Below are 14,277 nucleotides of genomic sequence, written 5' to 3' on the forward strand. Positions count from 1 at the left end.
GCAGGCGCTGCGTCAGTGGCGCGTTGCAAAAAACGCGACGCCGCGCATCATCGCACAGGTCGGCGACGATGCAGACGACAAATCGCCGCCCGGTTTGCGACGCAGCGCATCCGTTCGCGAGCGGCCGCGACACGATCCCGCGCAGCGCGAAGTGCGTCGCGACGATCAGAACACCGCGTGCCCGCTGATCAGGCTCGGCAGCCAGGTCGAGAAGAACGGCAGGTACGTGACGACGTTGATCGCACTGAAGATCGCGAGATAGTACGGCCACGCCATCTTCGTGGTCTCGCCGATCGACACGTTGCCGATCGCGCATCCGACGAACTGCACCGACCCGATCGGCGGGTGCACGAGACCGAGCGAGCAGTTCAGCAGCAGCATGATCCCGAACTGCACCGGCCCGACGCCGCACGCCATCGCGATCGGCAGGAACAGCGGCGTCGTGATCAGGATGTGCGCCGCCATGTCGACGAACGTGCCGAGGAACACCTGGATGATGTTGATGTACAGCAGCATCAGCCACGGCGCGGCGGTCGACTGCTTCAGCAGCCCTTCGATCGCATCCGGAATCTCCAGGTACGACATCTGGAAGCGCAGCATGTTGGACACCGCGATCAGCAGCAGCACGACGCCCGTCGTGCGCGCCGCATGCGACAGCGCGCGGCGCAGCTTCTCGAGCGTCAGCGTCCGGTAGACGATCGCGGTCAGCACGAGCGAGTACACGACGGCGATCGCGGCCGCTTCCGTCGCGGTCGCAATCCCCTTCGCGACGCATACGAGGATGATCGCGATCACCATCAGCCCCGGCACCGCGCCGACGAAGCTGCGCAGCACCGCATACCAGCCGGGAAACGCGGGCAGCGCGGACGAGCCGTCCGCGCGGCGCGGATAGCCGTGACGCACGGCCTGCCAGTACGCGGCGGCGAGCACGAAGCCCATCACCCACAACACCGGCAGCAGCCCCGAGAACAGCAGGTCGCCGATCGACACGCCGCTCACCGGCTGGCCGTGCAGCATCCCTGTGATCCCCTGCGCGGCGAACGCGTAGATGATCATGTTGGTCGACGTCGGCATCAGCGCGCCGGCGAGCGACGCATGCGTCGTCACGTTGACCGCGTACGCGGCGCTGTAGCCTTCGCGCTTCATCAGCGGGATCACCACGCCGCCCATCGCCGACGTATCGGCGGTCGGCGAGCCCGACACGCCGCCGAACAGCGTGCACGCGACGACGTTCGCCATCCCGAGGCCGCCGCGGAAATGGCCGACGCTCGCCTGCGCGAAGCGCAGGATCCGGTCCGCGATGCCGCCGTGCAGCATCAACTCGCCGGAGAAGATGAAGAACGGCACCGCGAGGAACGAGAACGCGTTCATCCCCGAAATCATGGCCTGCATCGCGGTTGCGATCGGCAGGCCTTCGACCATATAGGTCAGCACGCAGGCTATCCCGAGCGCGAACGACACGGGCACGCCGAGCACGAGGAAAATCAGAAAACTGACGGACAGGATCGCGAGTTCCATGGCGTTATTGTTTCGACGAGGGACGACGAAGCGCGAGCAGGTGCTCGAGCGAGAAGAGGACGATCGCGATCGCCGCGGGCATCGTGATCAGGTAGCGCACGCCTTCGGGCAGCCCGATGATCGGGATGCGGTCGCCTATCGTTTCCGCGGCCATGCTGCCGCAGCCCGCCATGATCATGATCGCGAACACGATCAGGCTCAGGTGCTGGATCGCGATCACCACGGTGCGCGCGTTCGGCGGCAGCCGGCGCACGAGCGAATCGAGGCCGATATGGCCGCCGTCGCGTACCTTCATCGCCGCGCCGAACATCGCGATCACGATCACGAGCAAGAGCGCGATCGGCTCGACGAAATCCGGCGCGTTCTCGAACACGTAGCGCATCACGACCGCATAGAACACCAGCACCGTGAGCGTCGCGAGACAGGCCGACGCGATCACGGCCAGCACGCGGAACAGCACGTCGTTCACGCAGTGCAGGAACGGCGCGGCGTGCGGCCGCGCCGGCGCCGCGCCGTCCGGGTCGGCCGCCGGCGAACCCGCGGCCGCCGCGCTGTTCAGGGAAGTGCGACGTGTCACTTGGTCGCCTCGATCTCGTCGACGATCTGCTTCATCTGCGGCGTCTTCTCGTACTTCGCCCACAGTGGCTGCATCGCCTTCACGAACGCCGCGCGGTCGATCTGCGCGGCCGGCAGGATCTTCGCGCCGCCCTTCGTCACCGTCTGCTGCGCGGACGCCTCGCGCGCGGTCCACAGCTTCTGGTAGTACGGCACCGAATCGGCCGCCGCCTTCCTGATCGCCGCCTGCTCCTGCGGCGACAGCGTGTCCCAGATCTTCTTCGAGAACACCAGCACTTCCGGCGTCATCGCGTGCTGCGTCTCCGAGTAATCGGGCGCCACTTCGAAGTGCTTGGTTTCCTCGTACGACGGCAGGTTGTTTTCCGCCGCGTCGACGAGGCCCGTCTTCAGGCCCGTGTACACCTCGGCGAACGGCATCGGCGTCGGCGTGCCGCCCATCGCCCTGATCTCGTCGACCATCAGGTCGGACGGTTGCACGCGCACCTTCAGCCCCTTCATGTCGGCCGGCGAGCGCACCGGGCGCTTCGCGTAGATCGAGCGCGCGCCGCTCTCGTAGAACGTCAGCGCGATCATCCCCTTCGCGGTGAACGCGTCGAGGATCTTCTGGCCGGCCGGGCCGTACATCGCCTTGCGGAAATGGTCGACGTCGCGGAACAGGAACGGGAGCGACGGGATCAGCGATTCCGGCACGATCTCGTTGAACGACGCGCCGTTCACGCGCGCCATGTCGATCGCGCCGATCCGGACCTGGTCGACCGTGTCCTTCTCGGAGCCGAGCGCGCTGTTGCCGAACACCTTGATCGAATCCTTGCCGCCCGTCTGCTTCGACAGCTCGTCGCCCATGAACTTCACGGCCATGTTGGTCGGGAAGTTGTCGCCATGCACGTCCGCCGAGCGGAATACCCGCGCCTGCGCGGACATCGCGAAGCCAGCCAGCAGCGCGACGGCGAGCGCGGTACGGGAGCCGGTGAATCGGTGTTTCATGGTGAGTCTCCTTGATGGTCGATCGTTGTTATGCGGCGATCCGTCGGCATGCGCGTTCGTCGGCGATGCACTCCCCTGAACCGCAGAGTCATACGTCGTATGACGTGTTGAGCGAATGTACGTCGGTTAATCGTTTAACTCACTTGGTGCATACCCCTACAATCGCTGCCACTGCGGGTTTTCGGCACAATTCAGGGAATCGCGTTCTCTGTTTAGGTGAATCTCAGAGAAACGTTTTCCAGATGCAGATCCGTATTCAGACCGCGCCGCCGCGTGGCTGCTTCCCCCTGGCGCAGGAAAGCCGACTTTCGTTTTGCTTGCCATCGTTATAGGATGACTGACTACAAAGTGTGGTTTATGGGCGCGACACCTCAGGCGCGTGCAGGCTGCGGCGGAACCGGGAAGGGACGACGGAAAATTCGTGCGCGCGCCGGCGCTTGCCGCGCCGTCAGGTCTGCATGACCAGCGACGTCAGTTGCGCCGCGCGCGCCACTTCCGTCTTCGCATAGATCGATTTGATCTGCGTGCGGACCGTGCCGATCGACACGCCGCGCAGCGCCGCGCATTCCTGCGGCGACCGCCCGTCGCAGCACAGCAGCACGGCCAGATCGGCTTCGGCCAACGACAGCCCGTAGAACACGCGCAGCCGCTGCGCGCGGGCCGACGGCGAACGCAGGTCGGCGGCCGTCATCAGCGCCGCGACGCCGGACCGCTCGCGCGCGAGGCGCGACTGCTCCGGAACCAGCATCAGCGCCAGCGGCAGCGGTTCGCCCGTCGTACGCCGCAGCAGCAACCCGCCGCGCGTGAACGCGTGCCGCCATTGCGCATCGTCGACGTAGCCTTCCGGCGCGAAACGCCCGTTCACGACCCGCAGCGCCGGTTCCGCCGCGATCAGCCGATCGGCCGCGCGATTCGTATAGCGCAGTTCGCGTTGCGCGCCGAGCAGGAACACCGGCACCGGAATCGCATCGAGCGCCGATTCCGCGGCGGCCACGCGCGCTTCGAGTTCGCCGATGCGTGCCTGGATCCGCAGTGCGCGGCTGATGTGCGCGCCCATGATTTCGATCGTGCGGCGCTGATCGTCGGAAAGACCTTGCGATTCGGGGCCGCCCTGTACGCTGAGGAATGCGCCGGCGCCCTCGTCACGATGGATATACAGGCCCGAGATGCTGCCGAGCCCGTAAGGACGCAGGAATTCCTGATAGAACAAGCCGTGCGTGCGCTGTTGCGCGGACAGGTGCTTGACGTCCTCGAACCAGCGGCCTGCCGGCCAGTTGCCGGCAATCGGCACGACGGGATCGTACCGGTAGAACTCGGTGTTGTAGGTGCGGTAGCACGCGGCGACCCATGACGCGTCGTCGCCCGCCGCCTGCTCGATCGCCGGCACCCTCGCCACCTCGTCGAATGACAGCAGCGTGACCATGCGCACGCCGACCGACGATCGCAGCCCGTGCAGCACCGTTTCCCATCGTTGGTCGCCCAGTGCCGCGGCGTAGACGTCATCGACCCATGCCGATGGGATCAATCCGTTCAGTTGCATCTGGCTACCCCGCGCCGTGCGTTTTTGTCGAACGTCTTTTGCGAATCTTACTCAATCGGCGGCATCGTTCAAATTACCGGTGCGCGTTTGATTGAAAAACCACGTTTGTTACCGTTTCTCGTCAGACGTAATGGCCATTCTCGACACGGAAGCGCAATCGACGTCGGCGCCCAGGGTGACGTGGCCGGCTTTTCATCCGGGTCAGGGTATGCCATGATGCGGCGCATGAAGATCCGAAACATCACGACCTCGCTGCACCATCACCACGGACGCCCTCTGTTGCGCCGTGGTTCGTTTCGCATCTAGTCATTGCATCGGGACCTTTCCCGATCAAGACGACAACCAAGGCGCCTCCGGCGCCTTTTTTGTTTTCTGCCGCATTAAAAACCTGCTGCGCCGATCCATCGGATCCATCGATAACGTACGGAGTGCTTTCAATGCAACCACCCTGGAAAGAAGTCTCCTTGTCGGATTTGCCGCTCAGGGAAGATCTCAGGTCGCAGCACGCGTACGGGGCGCCGCAGCTCGACGTGCCGATTTGCCTGAACGTCAACGAGAATCCCTATCCGCCGTCGCCCACGCTCGTCGAGCGCATCGCGGCCGCGGTGGCCGACGCGGCGCGCGCGGCGAACCGCTATCCCGACCGCGACTTTGCCGAACTGCGAGCCCATCTGGCCGCCTACCTGACGCACGACACCGGCGTATCGGTCGACGCGTCGAGCGTCTGGGCAGCCAACGGCTCGAACGAAGTGATCCAGCAGATTCTCCAGGCCTTCGGCGGCCCGGGGCGTTCGGCGCTGGCCTTTACGCCCGCGTATCCGATGTATGACGAATACTGCCGGACGACCTTCACGCGCCTGCATACGTTGCCGCGCACCGACGATTTCGCGCTGGATCTGGATCAGGCGCTCGACAGCATCCGCGCGCATCGGCCGAGCGTGATCCTGCTCACTTCGCCGAACAATCCGACCGGGACCGCACTGCCTGTCGACGACATCCGCGCGATACTCGACATCGCGCCGGGCGTGGTCGTCGTCGACGAAGCCTATGCGGAGTTCCGGCGCCACGGGGTCCGCAGCGCGGTAACGCTGCTGCCCGACCATCCGCGGCTGATCGTCACCCGCACATTGAGCAAGGCGTTCAAGTTCGCGGGCGGCCGCGTCGGGTATTGCGCGTGTGCGCCGGCGATCGTGGCGGCGCTGAAGCTGGTTCGACTGCCGTATCACCTGTCCGCTTTCACCCAGGCGGCTGCGTGCGCGGCACTGGTCGCGCGTGACGAGATGCTGTCGCAGGTTGAAGCGATCAAGACCGAGCGCGACGCAACCGTTTGCTGGCTGCGCAGCCTGGGGCTCGCAGTGGCCGATTCGGACGCCAACTTCGTGATGTTCGGCGAGTTTGCGGATCGCCACCGGATATGGAGCGGGCTCCTGCGCCACGGGGTCCTGATTCGCGAATCCGGGCCGCCGGCATACCTTCGCGTATCCATCGGCACCGCGGCGGAGATGGCCGCGTTTCGCGCGGCCCTGCTTGACGTGATGGCGCCCGGGTAAGCAACGGGCACGACGCGATGGAACGCGTGTCGGCGCGGTATCCGACGATGCGCTTACTTCATTGTCGCAAACCGCGATTCCATCTCGTCGATCTTCGCGAGCACCGCTTCGCTGAGCTTCCTGACGTGACGCGGCACATCGGGCGTCGACAGCAGTTCCTCGATCCGCCCTCGCCAGTAACTCGGGTGCCTGACGCGCCCCGCGCCCGACATCGACACATCGTCAGCGATCGTCTCGCTGCCCAGGAGAGCCACCATTCTCTGTATGTGAGAGAGCTCTCGTTCCACATAGTCTCGTGCCAGCATATTGATTGAAATTCCCCCGAAATACGACACCAGGCCTTCCGTCATCAACACGCGATCGTGCCGCGATGCAAACAACGCACCGTACCCGTCGATCGTCATCGTATGCAGAAGCTGTGTCAGTAAACTGCGTGGACATTGGCAGAATTCGACACGGAATGGCAGACCTGTCAGCTTGTAATGATTGCAACCGGTTCCCGGCGCCCTGCCGTCAATCGTAGGCGTACCGTCCGGCGAAGGCATCCCCAAAAGTGGGGATGCCGGCCGATATTGACGAAGCGGCGGTTTCCGGAAATGACGGAGGGGCTGGCATGGCCGGCAGGCACGTGGATGGCCGCCGGCGCAATTTGAATGTTATGCAGCCGGTGCGCTGCTGCCGCGCAGATCCGACGCGAGGATTTGCTGCGTGCACGACGGTGCGTGGCTAGCGCCGATAAGACGGCGGCCCGAGTTCGAGCGGATCGGGGTTCAGACGCACCCATTCGACCGCGAACCGGCACAGTTGCGCCGCGTCGCCGGATTGGCGCTTCACGTCTTGCACGACGGCTTCCAGGTCCGACAAATCGGCCGCCGGCAGCGACGTGCCGATGCGCATGAATGCCGCGAACGCATCGGCCATCTTCCGGAAGCCCGAATCCCAGTTGCAGCCGCCGTTGTGATCGAGCTCATGCGCAATGCGGCCCGAGATCCGGATGACTTCGCCCTGCACCGTCGCCGCATGCCCCGTCCCCGGCACCAGTTGCGTCCACAATGCCTGATGCTGCGCCTGCCAAGTGCCGGCGCCGACGACGATCGGCGACCGGCCGTCGTGCAGTTGACGGCGCGGCACCGGCGGCACGTCGAACAGTGCGTAGAGCCGGTCCAGCGCGGCGCTCGCCGCGTCGACGGCTTCCGGATTGAAGCGCTCGCGCATGAACTCGAAACGCTCGCCGATCTCGGTGACGCTGGTTTGCATGCGCGGCGTTTTCGCCGCGCCGGCGTCGAGCAATACGTCGGCGAGCGCCACCATGTGCTCCAGATCCGCATTGCCGCAGGTGCGCAGCGCGCGCTCGAGCGGCGTCTGCCCGTCGCGGTCCAGTGCGTCGACGCGCGCGCCGTGCTCGAGCAGCAGGCGGGCGGACAGCGCATGGCGCGAGTCGGCCGCCGCGTGCAGCGCGGTGCCGATCGACGCACCGTCGTCGTGCACGTCCGCGCCCAGTTCGAACAGCACGTCGAAGCGGCTGCGCCGGCTGCGGGCGCGAACGTGCAGCGCGGTATTGCCGTACGCGTCGGCCGCGCCAACGTCCGCGCCCTGCGCGACGAGCCAGCGCGCAAGCTCATCGGGACAACGATCGAACGACAGTGCGGTCCGCTTGCTGATTCCGCCGCGCGCATTCACGTCGCAGGTATCGAACACCGCCTGCAGCTTCGCGAGATCCCCTTCGTCGAGCAAGGTCTCGAAGTCCTTCGGCAGCAGTTTCTTTTTTGCTTTCGGCATTGCAAGTCTCCGGCATCGCGGGAATACGCATCATGCGTCGGCTTCCTGAATGTTTCGCGAAGCTTCACACCCGCGAGATTCCGCGCGCCGACGCATCAACTGCATCAGCTACCGGCATAGCCGCGGTTCAGCCCGAAAATGAAGTCGGCTTCCACCGAAGCGCCCTTGGGCAATTGCAGCACGCCGACCGACGAACGCGTATGAACGCCGGCGTCGCCGAGCACCGCATACAGGACGTCGGAGGCGCCGTCGGCCACTTCGCTTTGCATCGTGAAGCCGGGCGCGCTCCGCACATACACGGTGATGCGCGGAACCGTCGCGATCGCGTCGAGCGTGCCGCAGTGCTTGCGAATCAGCGACAGCGCACGCAGCGCCGATATGCCGGCCGCACGGCGACCGTCGTCCAGCGAAACGGATTCGCCCACGACGCCGACGAAGCGCACGACGTCCCCTACTCGCGGAATCTGGCCGGAAAGGTAGGCCGTGCTCCCGTCGACCAGGACGGGCGTGTACTTTCCGCCGATCCTGATTTCCTCGTCCGGATCGAATTCGAATTCGGCCGCGACCTGTCTCAGCTTATCGTCCCTGTTCATCAGTGAATTCCCCGATCCTTCTGAAAAAAGATAAAGAATAATTGAGCCTGTCCTGAAGGAGAAGAACTGTCGAGAGCGATGCAGGCGACACACTTTTCAGGTGTTCGAAGCAGTGCTGCATGGCCATATCGACGGTCGAATTCGTAGTCCGCGAGATTTTCTCCATCATTTCCTGTTGAAACCGCTATCATATGTGTACACAACCTGAAGAGCGATATATGGCGACTTACAAGGAACTGAAGGCCCAAATGGACGCTTTGGCCGAGAAAGCCGAAGCAGCGCGTGCCGCTGAATTCCAGGCGATCGTCGACGACATCCGCACCAAAGTCGCGGAATTCGGAATTACCGAAAAAGACATCTTCGGCACACGCCGAGGTCGGCCGGCCAAGCAAGCGGCGGCCCCCGTGCAGGCGAAGTATCGCGATCCGAAGACCGGTGCGACCTGGTCCGGCCGCGGTCGCGCGCCCGCATGGATCAAGGATGCGAAGAATCGCAATCGATTCCTGATCCAGGAATAAGATTCCCGACGCGCACCGGCGCGCGGTACAGCGCGCTGTCCGGCGATGTGGGCATTGATACCGGCGGTATTCAAAGACCGCTCCGGGTTGATGAAGTTTTGTCTTATTCGGTGCGCGGCGCCGCCGACTAATCGGCCGTCGCGCGCCAATACTTTCTTCAGCGTTCGTAATAGATAGCAAGCCAGACGGTTTGCTCTTTTTCGTGCGTCCACGCGACGCGATGGCGGCAATGCGGTTCAATCAGCACGTAGTCGCCGGGACGCATATCGTGCCGCGTCGAACCCTCGTCGAATTCGAGCACGGCCGCCCCCGACAGCAACACGACCCATTCGGCGCGCGAATCGTCGTACCAGAACCCGTCGGGACTCGCGTGTCCCATCGACACGATCCGCTCGACGTTCAAACGCTGCCCCGTGACGAGGATGTCGATACGCTCGTCGCCGCCACGTTGGCCTTCGACGTTGAACAGGTTACCGGTTTGAAGCTGCATGGCTCGACCTCGTTGGTAAAGGCAACGCGTTCATTTTCTCTCCCCCGGCGCAGCCGATAAAAGTCATTGTGCTGTCGCGCGGCGTGGACAGGGTTCTGGCGTTACATGTGTCGGCACCCGCAGTGATCGAAGCCATCCATGAATTCCTTCGGTGGTTCGACGAGTCAGCCGCGTTTCTTTCCGGTGCTGGCCCGACCTGACGTATGGCGCCAGTCATGTGGCCGGCGGCGCTCGAATGAAGTGGAGGCCGTTGTTCGCGACGGTCCGCTTATATAACCATTCCAACAAAGGCAAAACAATGATGACTTCCAGCGACGGCCTGACCAGCCCGGCACGTCTCCTGCGACTCGCCTCATGGGTGATTGCGATCATCTTCGCCGTCTTTCTGAACATGCTCGGCAGTCTCGTGATTCGCGACATGGCCTTCGCCCCGAGGGGCGGGGCGCCCGTCGTCGAGCAATTCGCGGATGCTCCAGTGAAGGCGCGGCTGGACGCAGCGCGGCGCGATCTGCAGGCGCAGCACGACACGCTTGCCGAGAAGGCTGAGGCAATGGAGGTGGCACGCGGACGTGCCGCGAAGGAGTACGCGGCCGAGAAAGAAAGCTTCCGCAACTGGCTGGCAACCCGCTCGGTGACGGGAGACGGTGCGAGGGACCCGGACATTCTGGCGAGAACTCGCAAGCTGGATACGCTCCAGGCCGTGGTCATCAACTGGCAGCATCAGATCGATGCGATCGGCGACCAGCAACGGGCACTGGCATCGAAGCAGACCCAAGTGGACACGCAAATCGCCGACGCGGACGCAGCAGCCGAACGGCGCTTCGAAGAGGCGACCCGGCATTACGAGTTGCAGGTGTTCGGACTGCGGCTTGCGCTCACGTTACCGATACTGCTGATTGCGATCTGGCTGTTCATACGCTATCGCAAGGTGCGCTACTGGCCTTTCGTGTATGGTTTTGGCCTGTTTTCACTGAGTGCGTTTTTCATCGAACTGGTCCCGTATTTGCCGAATTTCGGCGGCTATGTCCGGGTCCTGGTCGGCATTGCGCTCACGGTATTCGCCGGCCTTTACATGCTGAAGGCCTTTCAACGCTATGCCGAACGCAAGCGGCTCGAATTGCAGCAGGATCAGGGAGAACGGGCGCGCACGATCGGATACGAAAAGGCCGTTCGCTCACTCGAAAAAAAGCGCTGCCCGTCATGCGACAAACAATGGAATCTCGGCGGCGACGACTCCACGTTCTGCGTGCATTGCGGATTGAGGCTCTTCAATATATGCGGATGCGGTGGCCGGAATTTCTTCTTCTTCCCGCACTGCCATCAATGCGGTGCCACGCAGGGCAATGAGTCGCCAACGGCATCCGACTGACGGTCAGCGTGTTTGCAACACGCACTGGCTGGATGCAGGCTTTTACCTCTAGTGTCGAGATCTATTTAATCTCTGAACTGTTTACGTCACCAGGATAAGGCGTCCGGGGAATGCTGCTAAGACAACTTTTGCATCGAAGGCCTGCACTAGCGCCGGCCTATGATCGCTTTGGAGAGTTGTCGATGCCGGGTTGAGCCGGCCGCCGATCATCGGGGCGGGCACCGGCCGGTTGAATCCGCCGTCAGTTCCGGGCACTCGGCATGGTTGTGTAATTCGTCGACAATCGACCTTCATAAAGCTGGTTGCGCTTCTTAATTGGCCTATTCTCCGCCATGACCACTATCTACGACACAATCTTATGGTTACAGTCGAACACCAGCGCGAAGCAATTCCCCATCGTTGAATTTTGTGCTGACACCGACATGGCGACTCTCGGATGGGTGTCTTTAACGAGCACGGATCGACCGGAAATCGTTGTTACTCAGGTAACGGCAGAAGAGTTCCGAGCAATAGCAAATGGCCCAGATGGTTACTTGGCAGTTGAACGCCGAGTAAATGCCGCGCTTAAACGATCCGACCTCAAGTGTTCATGGCTGGCTCGTGTTGAAGAAGTAACCCCGACCGCCAAAGGCCTCTCGTTCCAAGAATTCCGGAAAGCATATCAGCCCCCAAAACTGTCTTTTCGAGACATTCTTCACCCCGACTCGTTAGCGCGCGAAGTCAGTCGTACGACCCGCTCTGAATTTGAGCGCAACGGTGGGAAGGTCGTTATTCTCCAATGACCCATCTAACAATCTAGCTTGGCGCTGCATACTGTCGAACGTCAGCTTCCGAGAATGTTGATTGACCGCTCCGGATCAGCAGCAACCGACCGCGTTCGTCATCAACCACCGATCTCCGGGCACCCGCCGCTCTTTGCCGCCCATCTGAATTTCCATCCCCCCATCAAACCACCGCCCTCAACCACGCAAGCAAATCCGCCTGCGCGCTTCCGTCCGCCACGAGCGCCGGCGTCAGCAAACAGTAATGCGAGCCGTCCTCGACAAACCCCATCGGCGCAACCAGCACACCGCTTTCAATATCATCGCGCACGAGATGCCACGGGCCGATGGCAACCCCCAACCCCGCGACAGCCGCCTGCAGACTGAAGTAGAAATGGTCGAACACCTGCCCGCGCCCGCTCCCGTCCGCCTGATTCGCCGCCACCGCCCATTCCTTCCACGCGTCCGGCCGTGTCCGCGTATGCAATAGCGGAGCGCCGTGCTTCAGCGAGCGACCGTCGCGACGCGCGGCAAACCACGCATCGACTTTATCCGGCCGGCAAACCGGCCCCACCCGCTCGGCGAACAGCTGCTCCGCGTGATAACCCGCCGGCCATGCAAAATCGTTGCGGCGGATGGCCATGTCGATGCCGCTGTCGAACGAGAACGGGCCGCCCGCGGCGGCCAGGTGGATATCGACGCCCGCGTATCGCGCCTGGAAATCCGGCCAGCGCGGAATCAGCCAGCGCATCAGAAGCGTCGGTTCGCACGACAGCACCCAGCGTCGCGCACGGGCGGCCTCGGTGCGCAATTCTTGCGCGGCATCACGCATCAGGCCCAGTCCGTCATGGACCGCCCGGGCCAGCTTGCGGCCCGCATCGGTCAGGAACACACGACGGCTGCGCCGCTCGAACAACGCGACGCCCAGGTCATCCTCGAGCACACGCACTGCGCGGCTGACCGCGCCGTGGGTCAGGCACAGCTCGTCGGCGGCACGGCTGAAATTCTCGTGACGCGCCGCCGCCTCGAAACAGCGCAGCGCCACCAGCGACGGCAGGTTTGTGCGGATCGATTGTGAGTCAATCTCACCATTCTGGTCAGAAATCATCGTTTTTCTTGATGAAACATGTTCCCTAAGATTGCCCCATCAAGACATCAATCGCAAGGGAAAGACAATGACCGAACTGATAGTTGTAGTCACCATTACGCTGCTGGCCGTCATCAGCCCGGGGCCGGACTTCGCGATGGTCACGCGCAACAGCCTGATGCTGTCGCGCCGATCGGGCGTGCTCACCGCGCTGGGTATCGGGCTGGGCGTGACAGTCCACGTGAGCTACACGCTGCTGGGCGTCGGCCTGCTGATCCGCCAATCCCTGTGGCTCTTCAATGCCGTCAAGCTGATCGGCGCGATCTACCTGATCTACCTGGGCGCGAAGATGCTCATGACGAAGGCCGGCGACGGGCAACCCGCCGCAAACGCAGCGCCGCTGTCCGATCTCGCCGCGCTGCGCACCGGCTTCCTGACCAATGCGCTGAATCCCAAAACCACGGTGTTCATCGTCAGCCTGTTCATGCAGGCAGTGCGGCCCGACACGCCGTTGATCGTGCAGATCGGCTACGGCGCCTTCATCGCAGCGGCGCATGCCGGCTGGTTCAGCCTGGTGGCCGTGTGTTTCTCCGCCACGGCCGTCCGTGATCGCTTGCTGTCGCTGCGGCACTGGATCGATCGCACCTTCGGATGCCTGCTCATGGGCTTCGGCGTCGCGCTCGCCATCGCGCGCGGCGGGCGCTGACCCGAGTCCGCGGCCCGCGCCTCGAAGCAACCGGCGCGCGATCCGGCGGCGCGCCGGATGCGAAGCGCGGCAGCGTCAGAACGCGCGCGCAATCGTGCGGGCTTCGTCGATCGCACGATTGCGATCAACCTTTCCGTCGGGACCGAACAACGTGCGCTCGACGACGATGCCGGTGACATCTTTCACGCCGACGAACCTGAGCCAGGTTTCCATGTACGGACGCTGAAGGTCGAACTCGCCGGCCGGCGTAAACGAACCCGGCGACTGGTAGCCGAGCCCGCGCGCATAGACGACTGCCGCCTTTTTCCCGGCCAGCTTCCCGGCGAAACCCGACCCGTCGAACGTGAACAGCACGTCCTTCTGCGAGATCGCATCGATCAGGTGCTTGAGCTTGTACGGAATGCTGAAATTCCACAGCGGCACGCCGAACAGGAACTTGTCTGCCTCGTGGAACGGCGCCGCGAGCTGTTCGATCCCCTGCCATGCAGCCGCCTGCGCCGGCGTCAACGCCGTGCCGCTCAGCCCGGCATATTTCGCGGCCAGCGCGGCTTCGTCGAATTCAGGCATCGCCAGATCCCAGATGTCGAGCGTCCGTATTTCATGATCGGGATGGGCGTGCCGGTACGCATCGAGAAATGCATTGCACACCTCGATGGACGCCGAATATTCCTTGTTGGGTGAGCCTTCGATATAGAGCACGCGTGTCATGGAGCCGGTCCTTGCCGAAAGTGACGGCGACGCGCGGGATGCGCGCTCGCCCACCGAGATTCGCAGCCTATCGAGCCGGCTTATAATTTGGAAACGAT

The 14,277-nt window shown here is 63.3% G+C and carries 15 protein-coding genes; 5 read left to right on the plus strand and 10 right to left on the minus strand.

The genetic code is table 11. The features are described 5' to 3' along the window. Positions 1 to 165: 165 nt before the first annotated feature. From BFF94_RS15355 to BFF94_RS15370, 4 genes are all read right to left on the minus strand, one after another. A complete protein-coding gene (locus BFF94_RS15355; RefSeq protein ID WP_128851457.1) occupies positions 166 to 1,518 on the minus strand; it encodes a TRAP transporter large permease in 1,353 nt (450 codons plus the stop codon). Positions 1,519 to 1,522: 4 nt separating this feature from the next. After that, positions 1,523 to 2,095: a TRAP transporter small permease gene (locus BFF94_RS15360; protein WP_128851460.1), complete on the minus strand. Its 573-nt coding sequence runs from the start codon at positions 2,093 to 2,095 to the stop codon at positions 1,523 to 1,525. Beyond that, on the minus strand, positions 2,092 to 3,078 hold the full coding sequence (locus BFF94_RS15365; protein ID WP_128851462.1) for a TRAP transporter substrate-binding protein: 987 nt from the start codon (positions 3,076 to 3,078) through the stop codon (positions 2,092 to 2,094). The genes BFF94_RS15360 and BFF94_RS15365 overlap by 4 nt, the downstream gene beginning before the upstream one ends. 448 nt (positions 3,079 to 3,526) lie before the next feature. Continuing rightward, the gene (locus BFF94_RS15370) at positions 3,527 to 4,618 is read right to left on the minus strand and encodes a helix-turn-helix transcriptional regulator (RefSeq protein WP_219139515.1); all 1,092 of its coding nucleotides are present in this window, start codon (positions 4,616 to 4,618) and stop codon (positions 3,527 to 3,529) included. A gap of 365 nt (positions 4,619 to 4,983) precedes the next feature. Here BFF94_RS15370 and BFF94_RS15375 point away from each other — a divergent pair, with 365 nt between their 5' ends. Next, positions 4,984 to 6,168, plus strand: coding sequence for a histidinol-phosphate transaminase (locus tag BFF94_RS15375; protein ID WP_246637321.1), 1,185 nt, complete (start codon positions 4,984 to 4,986; stop codon positions 6,166 to 6,168). 53 nt (positions 6,169 to 6,221) lie between these two features. On the opposite strand, the gene BFF94_RS15380 is transcribed toward BFF94_RS15375, so the two are convergent. From BFF94_RS15380 to BFF94_RS15390, 3 genes are all read right to left on the minus strand, one after another. Beyond that, positions 6,222 to 6,473, minus strand: coding sequence for a hypothetical protein (locus BFF94_RS15380; RefSeq protein WP_128851578.1), 252 nt, complete (start codon positions 6,471 to 6,473; stop codon positions 6,222 to 6,224). A gap of 421 nt (positions 6,474 to 6,894) precedes the next feature. After that, positions 6,895 to 7,947, minus strand: a complete 1,053-nt coding sequence (locus BFF94_RS15385) for an ankyrin repeat domain-containing protein (RefSeq protein WP_219139516.1) — start codon at positions 7,945 to 7,947, stop codon at positions 6,895 to 6,897. 104 nt (positions 7,948 to 8,051) lie between these two features. Continuing rightward, complete coding sequence (locus BFF94_RS15390; protein WP_128851581.1) at positions 8,052 to 8,540, minus strand: RidA family protein; 489 nt, start codon at positions 8,538 to 8,540, stop codon at positions 8,052 to 8,054. Between the two features lie 218 nt (positions 8,541 to 8,758). Here BFF94_RS15390 and BFF94_RS15395 point away from each other — a divergent pair, with 218 nt between their 5' ends. Next, entirely contained in the window at positions 8,759 to 9,058 is a 300-nt protein-coding gene (locus BFF94_RS15395; protein ID WP_128851471.1) for an H-NS histone family protein, read from the plus strand. A 157-nt stretch (positions 9,059 to 9,215) separates the two neighbouring features. On the opposite strand, the gene BFF94_RS15400 is transcribed toward BFF94_RS15395, so the two are convergent. Then, positions 9,216 to 9,548 carry a cupin domain-containing protein gene (locus BFF94_RS15400; protein WP_128851474.1) on the minus strand — a complete coding sequence of 111 codons (333 nt, stop codon included), beginning with the start codon at positions 9,546 to 9,548 and terminating at the stop codon, positions 9,216 to 9,218. A 301-nt stretch (positions 9,549 to 9,849) separates the two neighbouring features. Between BFF94_RS15400 and BFF94_RS15405 the strand changes: the two genes are divergently transcribed. Both BFF94_RS15405 and BFF94_RS15410 read left to right on the plus strand, forming a co-directional pair. After that, a complete protein-coding gene (locus BFF94_RS15405; RefSeq protein WP_201260499.1) occupies positions 9,850 to 10,917 on the plus strand; it encodes a hypothetical protein in 1,068 nt (355 codons plus the stop codon). A 332-nt stretch (positions 10,918 to 11,249) separates the two neighbouring features. Further along, positions 11,250 to 11,699: a hypothetical protein gene (locus BFF94_RS15410; RefSeq protein ID WP_128851479.1), complete on the plus strand. Its 450-nt coding sequence runs from the start codon at positions 11,250 to 11,252 to the stop codon at positions 11,697 to 11,699. Between the two features lie 163 nt (positions 11,700 to 11,862). Here BFF94_RS15410 and BFF94_RS15415 read toward each other — a convergent pair whose 3' ends face one another. Then, the gene (locus BFF94_RS15415) at positions 11,863 to 12,786 is read right to left on the minus strand and encodes a LysR family transcriptional regulator (protein WP_128851482.1); all 924 of its coding nucleotides are present in this window, start codon (positions 12,784 to 12,786) and stop codon (positions 11,863 to 11,865) included. A 67-nt stretch (positions 12,787 to 12,853) separates the two neighbouring features. Between BFF94_RS15415 and BFF94_RS15420 the strand changes: the two genes are divergently transcribed. Beyond that, positions 12,854 to 13,471: a LysE family translocator gene (locus BFF94_RS15420; protein ID WP_128851485.1), complete on the plus strand. Its 618-nt coding sequence runs from the start codon at positions 12,854 to 12,856 to the stop codon at positions 13,469 to 13,471. 75 nt (positions 13,472 to 13,546) lie between these two features. On the opposite strand, the gene BFF94_RS15425 is transcribed toward BFF94_RS15420, so the two are convergent. Continuing rightward, positions 13,547 to 14,179, minus strand: coding sequence for an FMN-dependent NADH-azoreductase (locus tag BFF94_RS15425; protein WP_128851487.1), 633 nt, complete (start codon positions 14,177 to 14,179; stop codon positions 13,547 to 13,549). Between the last annotated feature and the right edge of the window lie 98 nt (positions 14,180 to 14,277).

This window comes from Burkholderia catarinensis (assembly GCF_001883705.2).
Taxonomy (GTDB): Bacteria; Pseudomonadota; Gammaproteobacteria; order Burkholderiales; family Burkholderiaceae; genus Burkholderia; species Burkholderia catarinensis.

Coding starts and splice junctions, on each gene's coding strand:
- BFF94_RS15415 (WP_128851482.1), bottom strand. CDS start 12,786: ATGATTTCTGACCAGAATGGTGAGATTGACTCACAATCGATCCGCACA.
- BFF94_RS15400 (WP_128851474.1), bottom strand. CDS start 9,548: ATGCAGCTTCAAACCGGTAACCTGTTCAACGTCGAAGGCCAACGTGGC.
- BFF94_RS15405 (WP_201260499.1), top strand. CDS start 9,850: ATGACTTCCAGCGACGGCCTGACCAGCCCGGCACGTCTCCTGCGACTC.
- BFF94_RS15425 (WP_128851487.1), bottom strand. CDS start 14,179: ATGACACGCGTGCTCTATATCGAAGGCTCACCCAACAAGGAATATTCG.
- BFF94_RS15390 (WP_128851581.1), bottom strand. CDS start 8,540: ATGAACAGGGACGATAAGCTGAGACAGGTCGCGGCCGAATTCGAATTC.
- BFF94_RS15385 (WP_219139516.1), bottom strand. CDS start 7,947: ATGCCGAAAGCAAAAAAGAAACTGCTGCCGAAGGACTTCGAGACCTTG.
- BFF94_RS15380 (WP_128851578.1), bottom strand. CDS start 6,473: ATGCTGGCACGAGACTATGTGGAACGAGAGCTCTCTCACATACAGAGA.
- BFF94_RS15365 (WP_128851462.1), bottom strand. CDS start 3,078: ATGAAACACCGATTCACCGGCTCCCGTACCGCGCTCGCCGTCGCGCTG.
- BFF94_RS15355 (WP_128851457.1), bottom strand. CDS start 1,518: ATGGAACTCGCGATCCTGTCCGTCAGTTTTCTGATTTTCCTCGTGCTC.
- BFF94_RS15370 (WP_219139515.1), bottom strand. CDS start 4,618: ATGCAACTGAACGGATTGATCCCATCGGCATGGGTCGATGACGTCTAC.
- BFF94_RS15410 (WP_128851479.1), top strand. CDS start 11,250: ATGACCACTATCTACGACACAATCTTATGGTTACAGTCGAACACCAGC.
- BFF94_RS15395 (WP_128851471.1), top strand. CDS start 8,759: ATGGCGACTTACAAGGAACTGAAGGCCCAAATGGACGCTTTGGCCGAG.
- BFF94_RS15420 (WP_128851485.1), top strand. CDS start 12,854: ATGACCGAACTGATAGTTGTAGTCACCATTACGCTGCTGGCCGTCATC.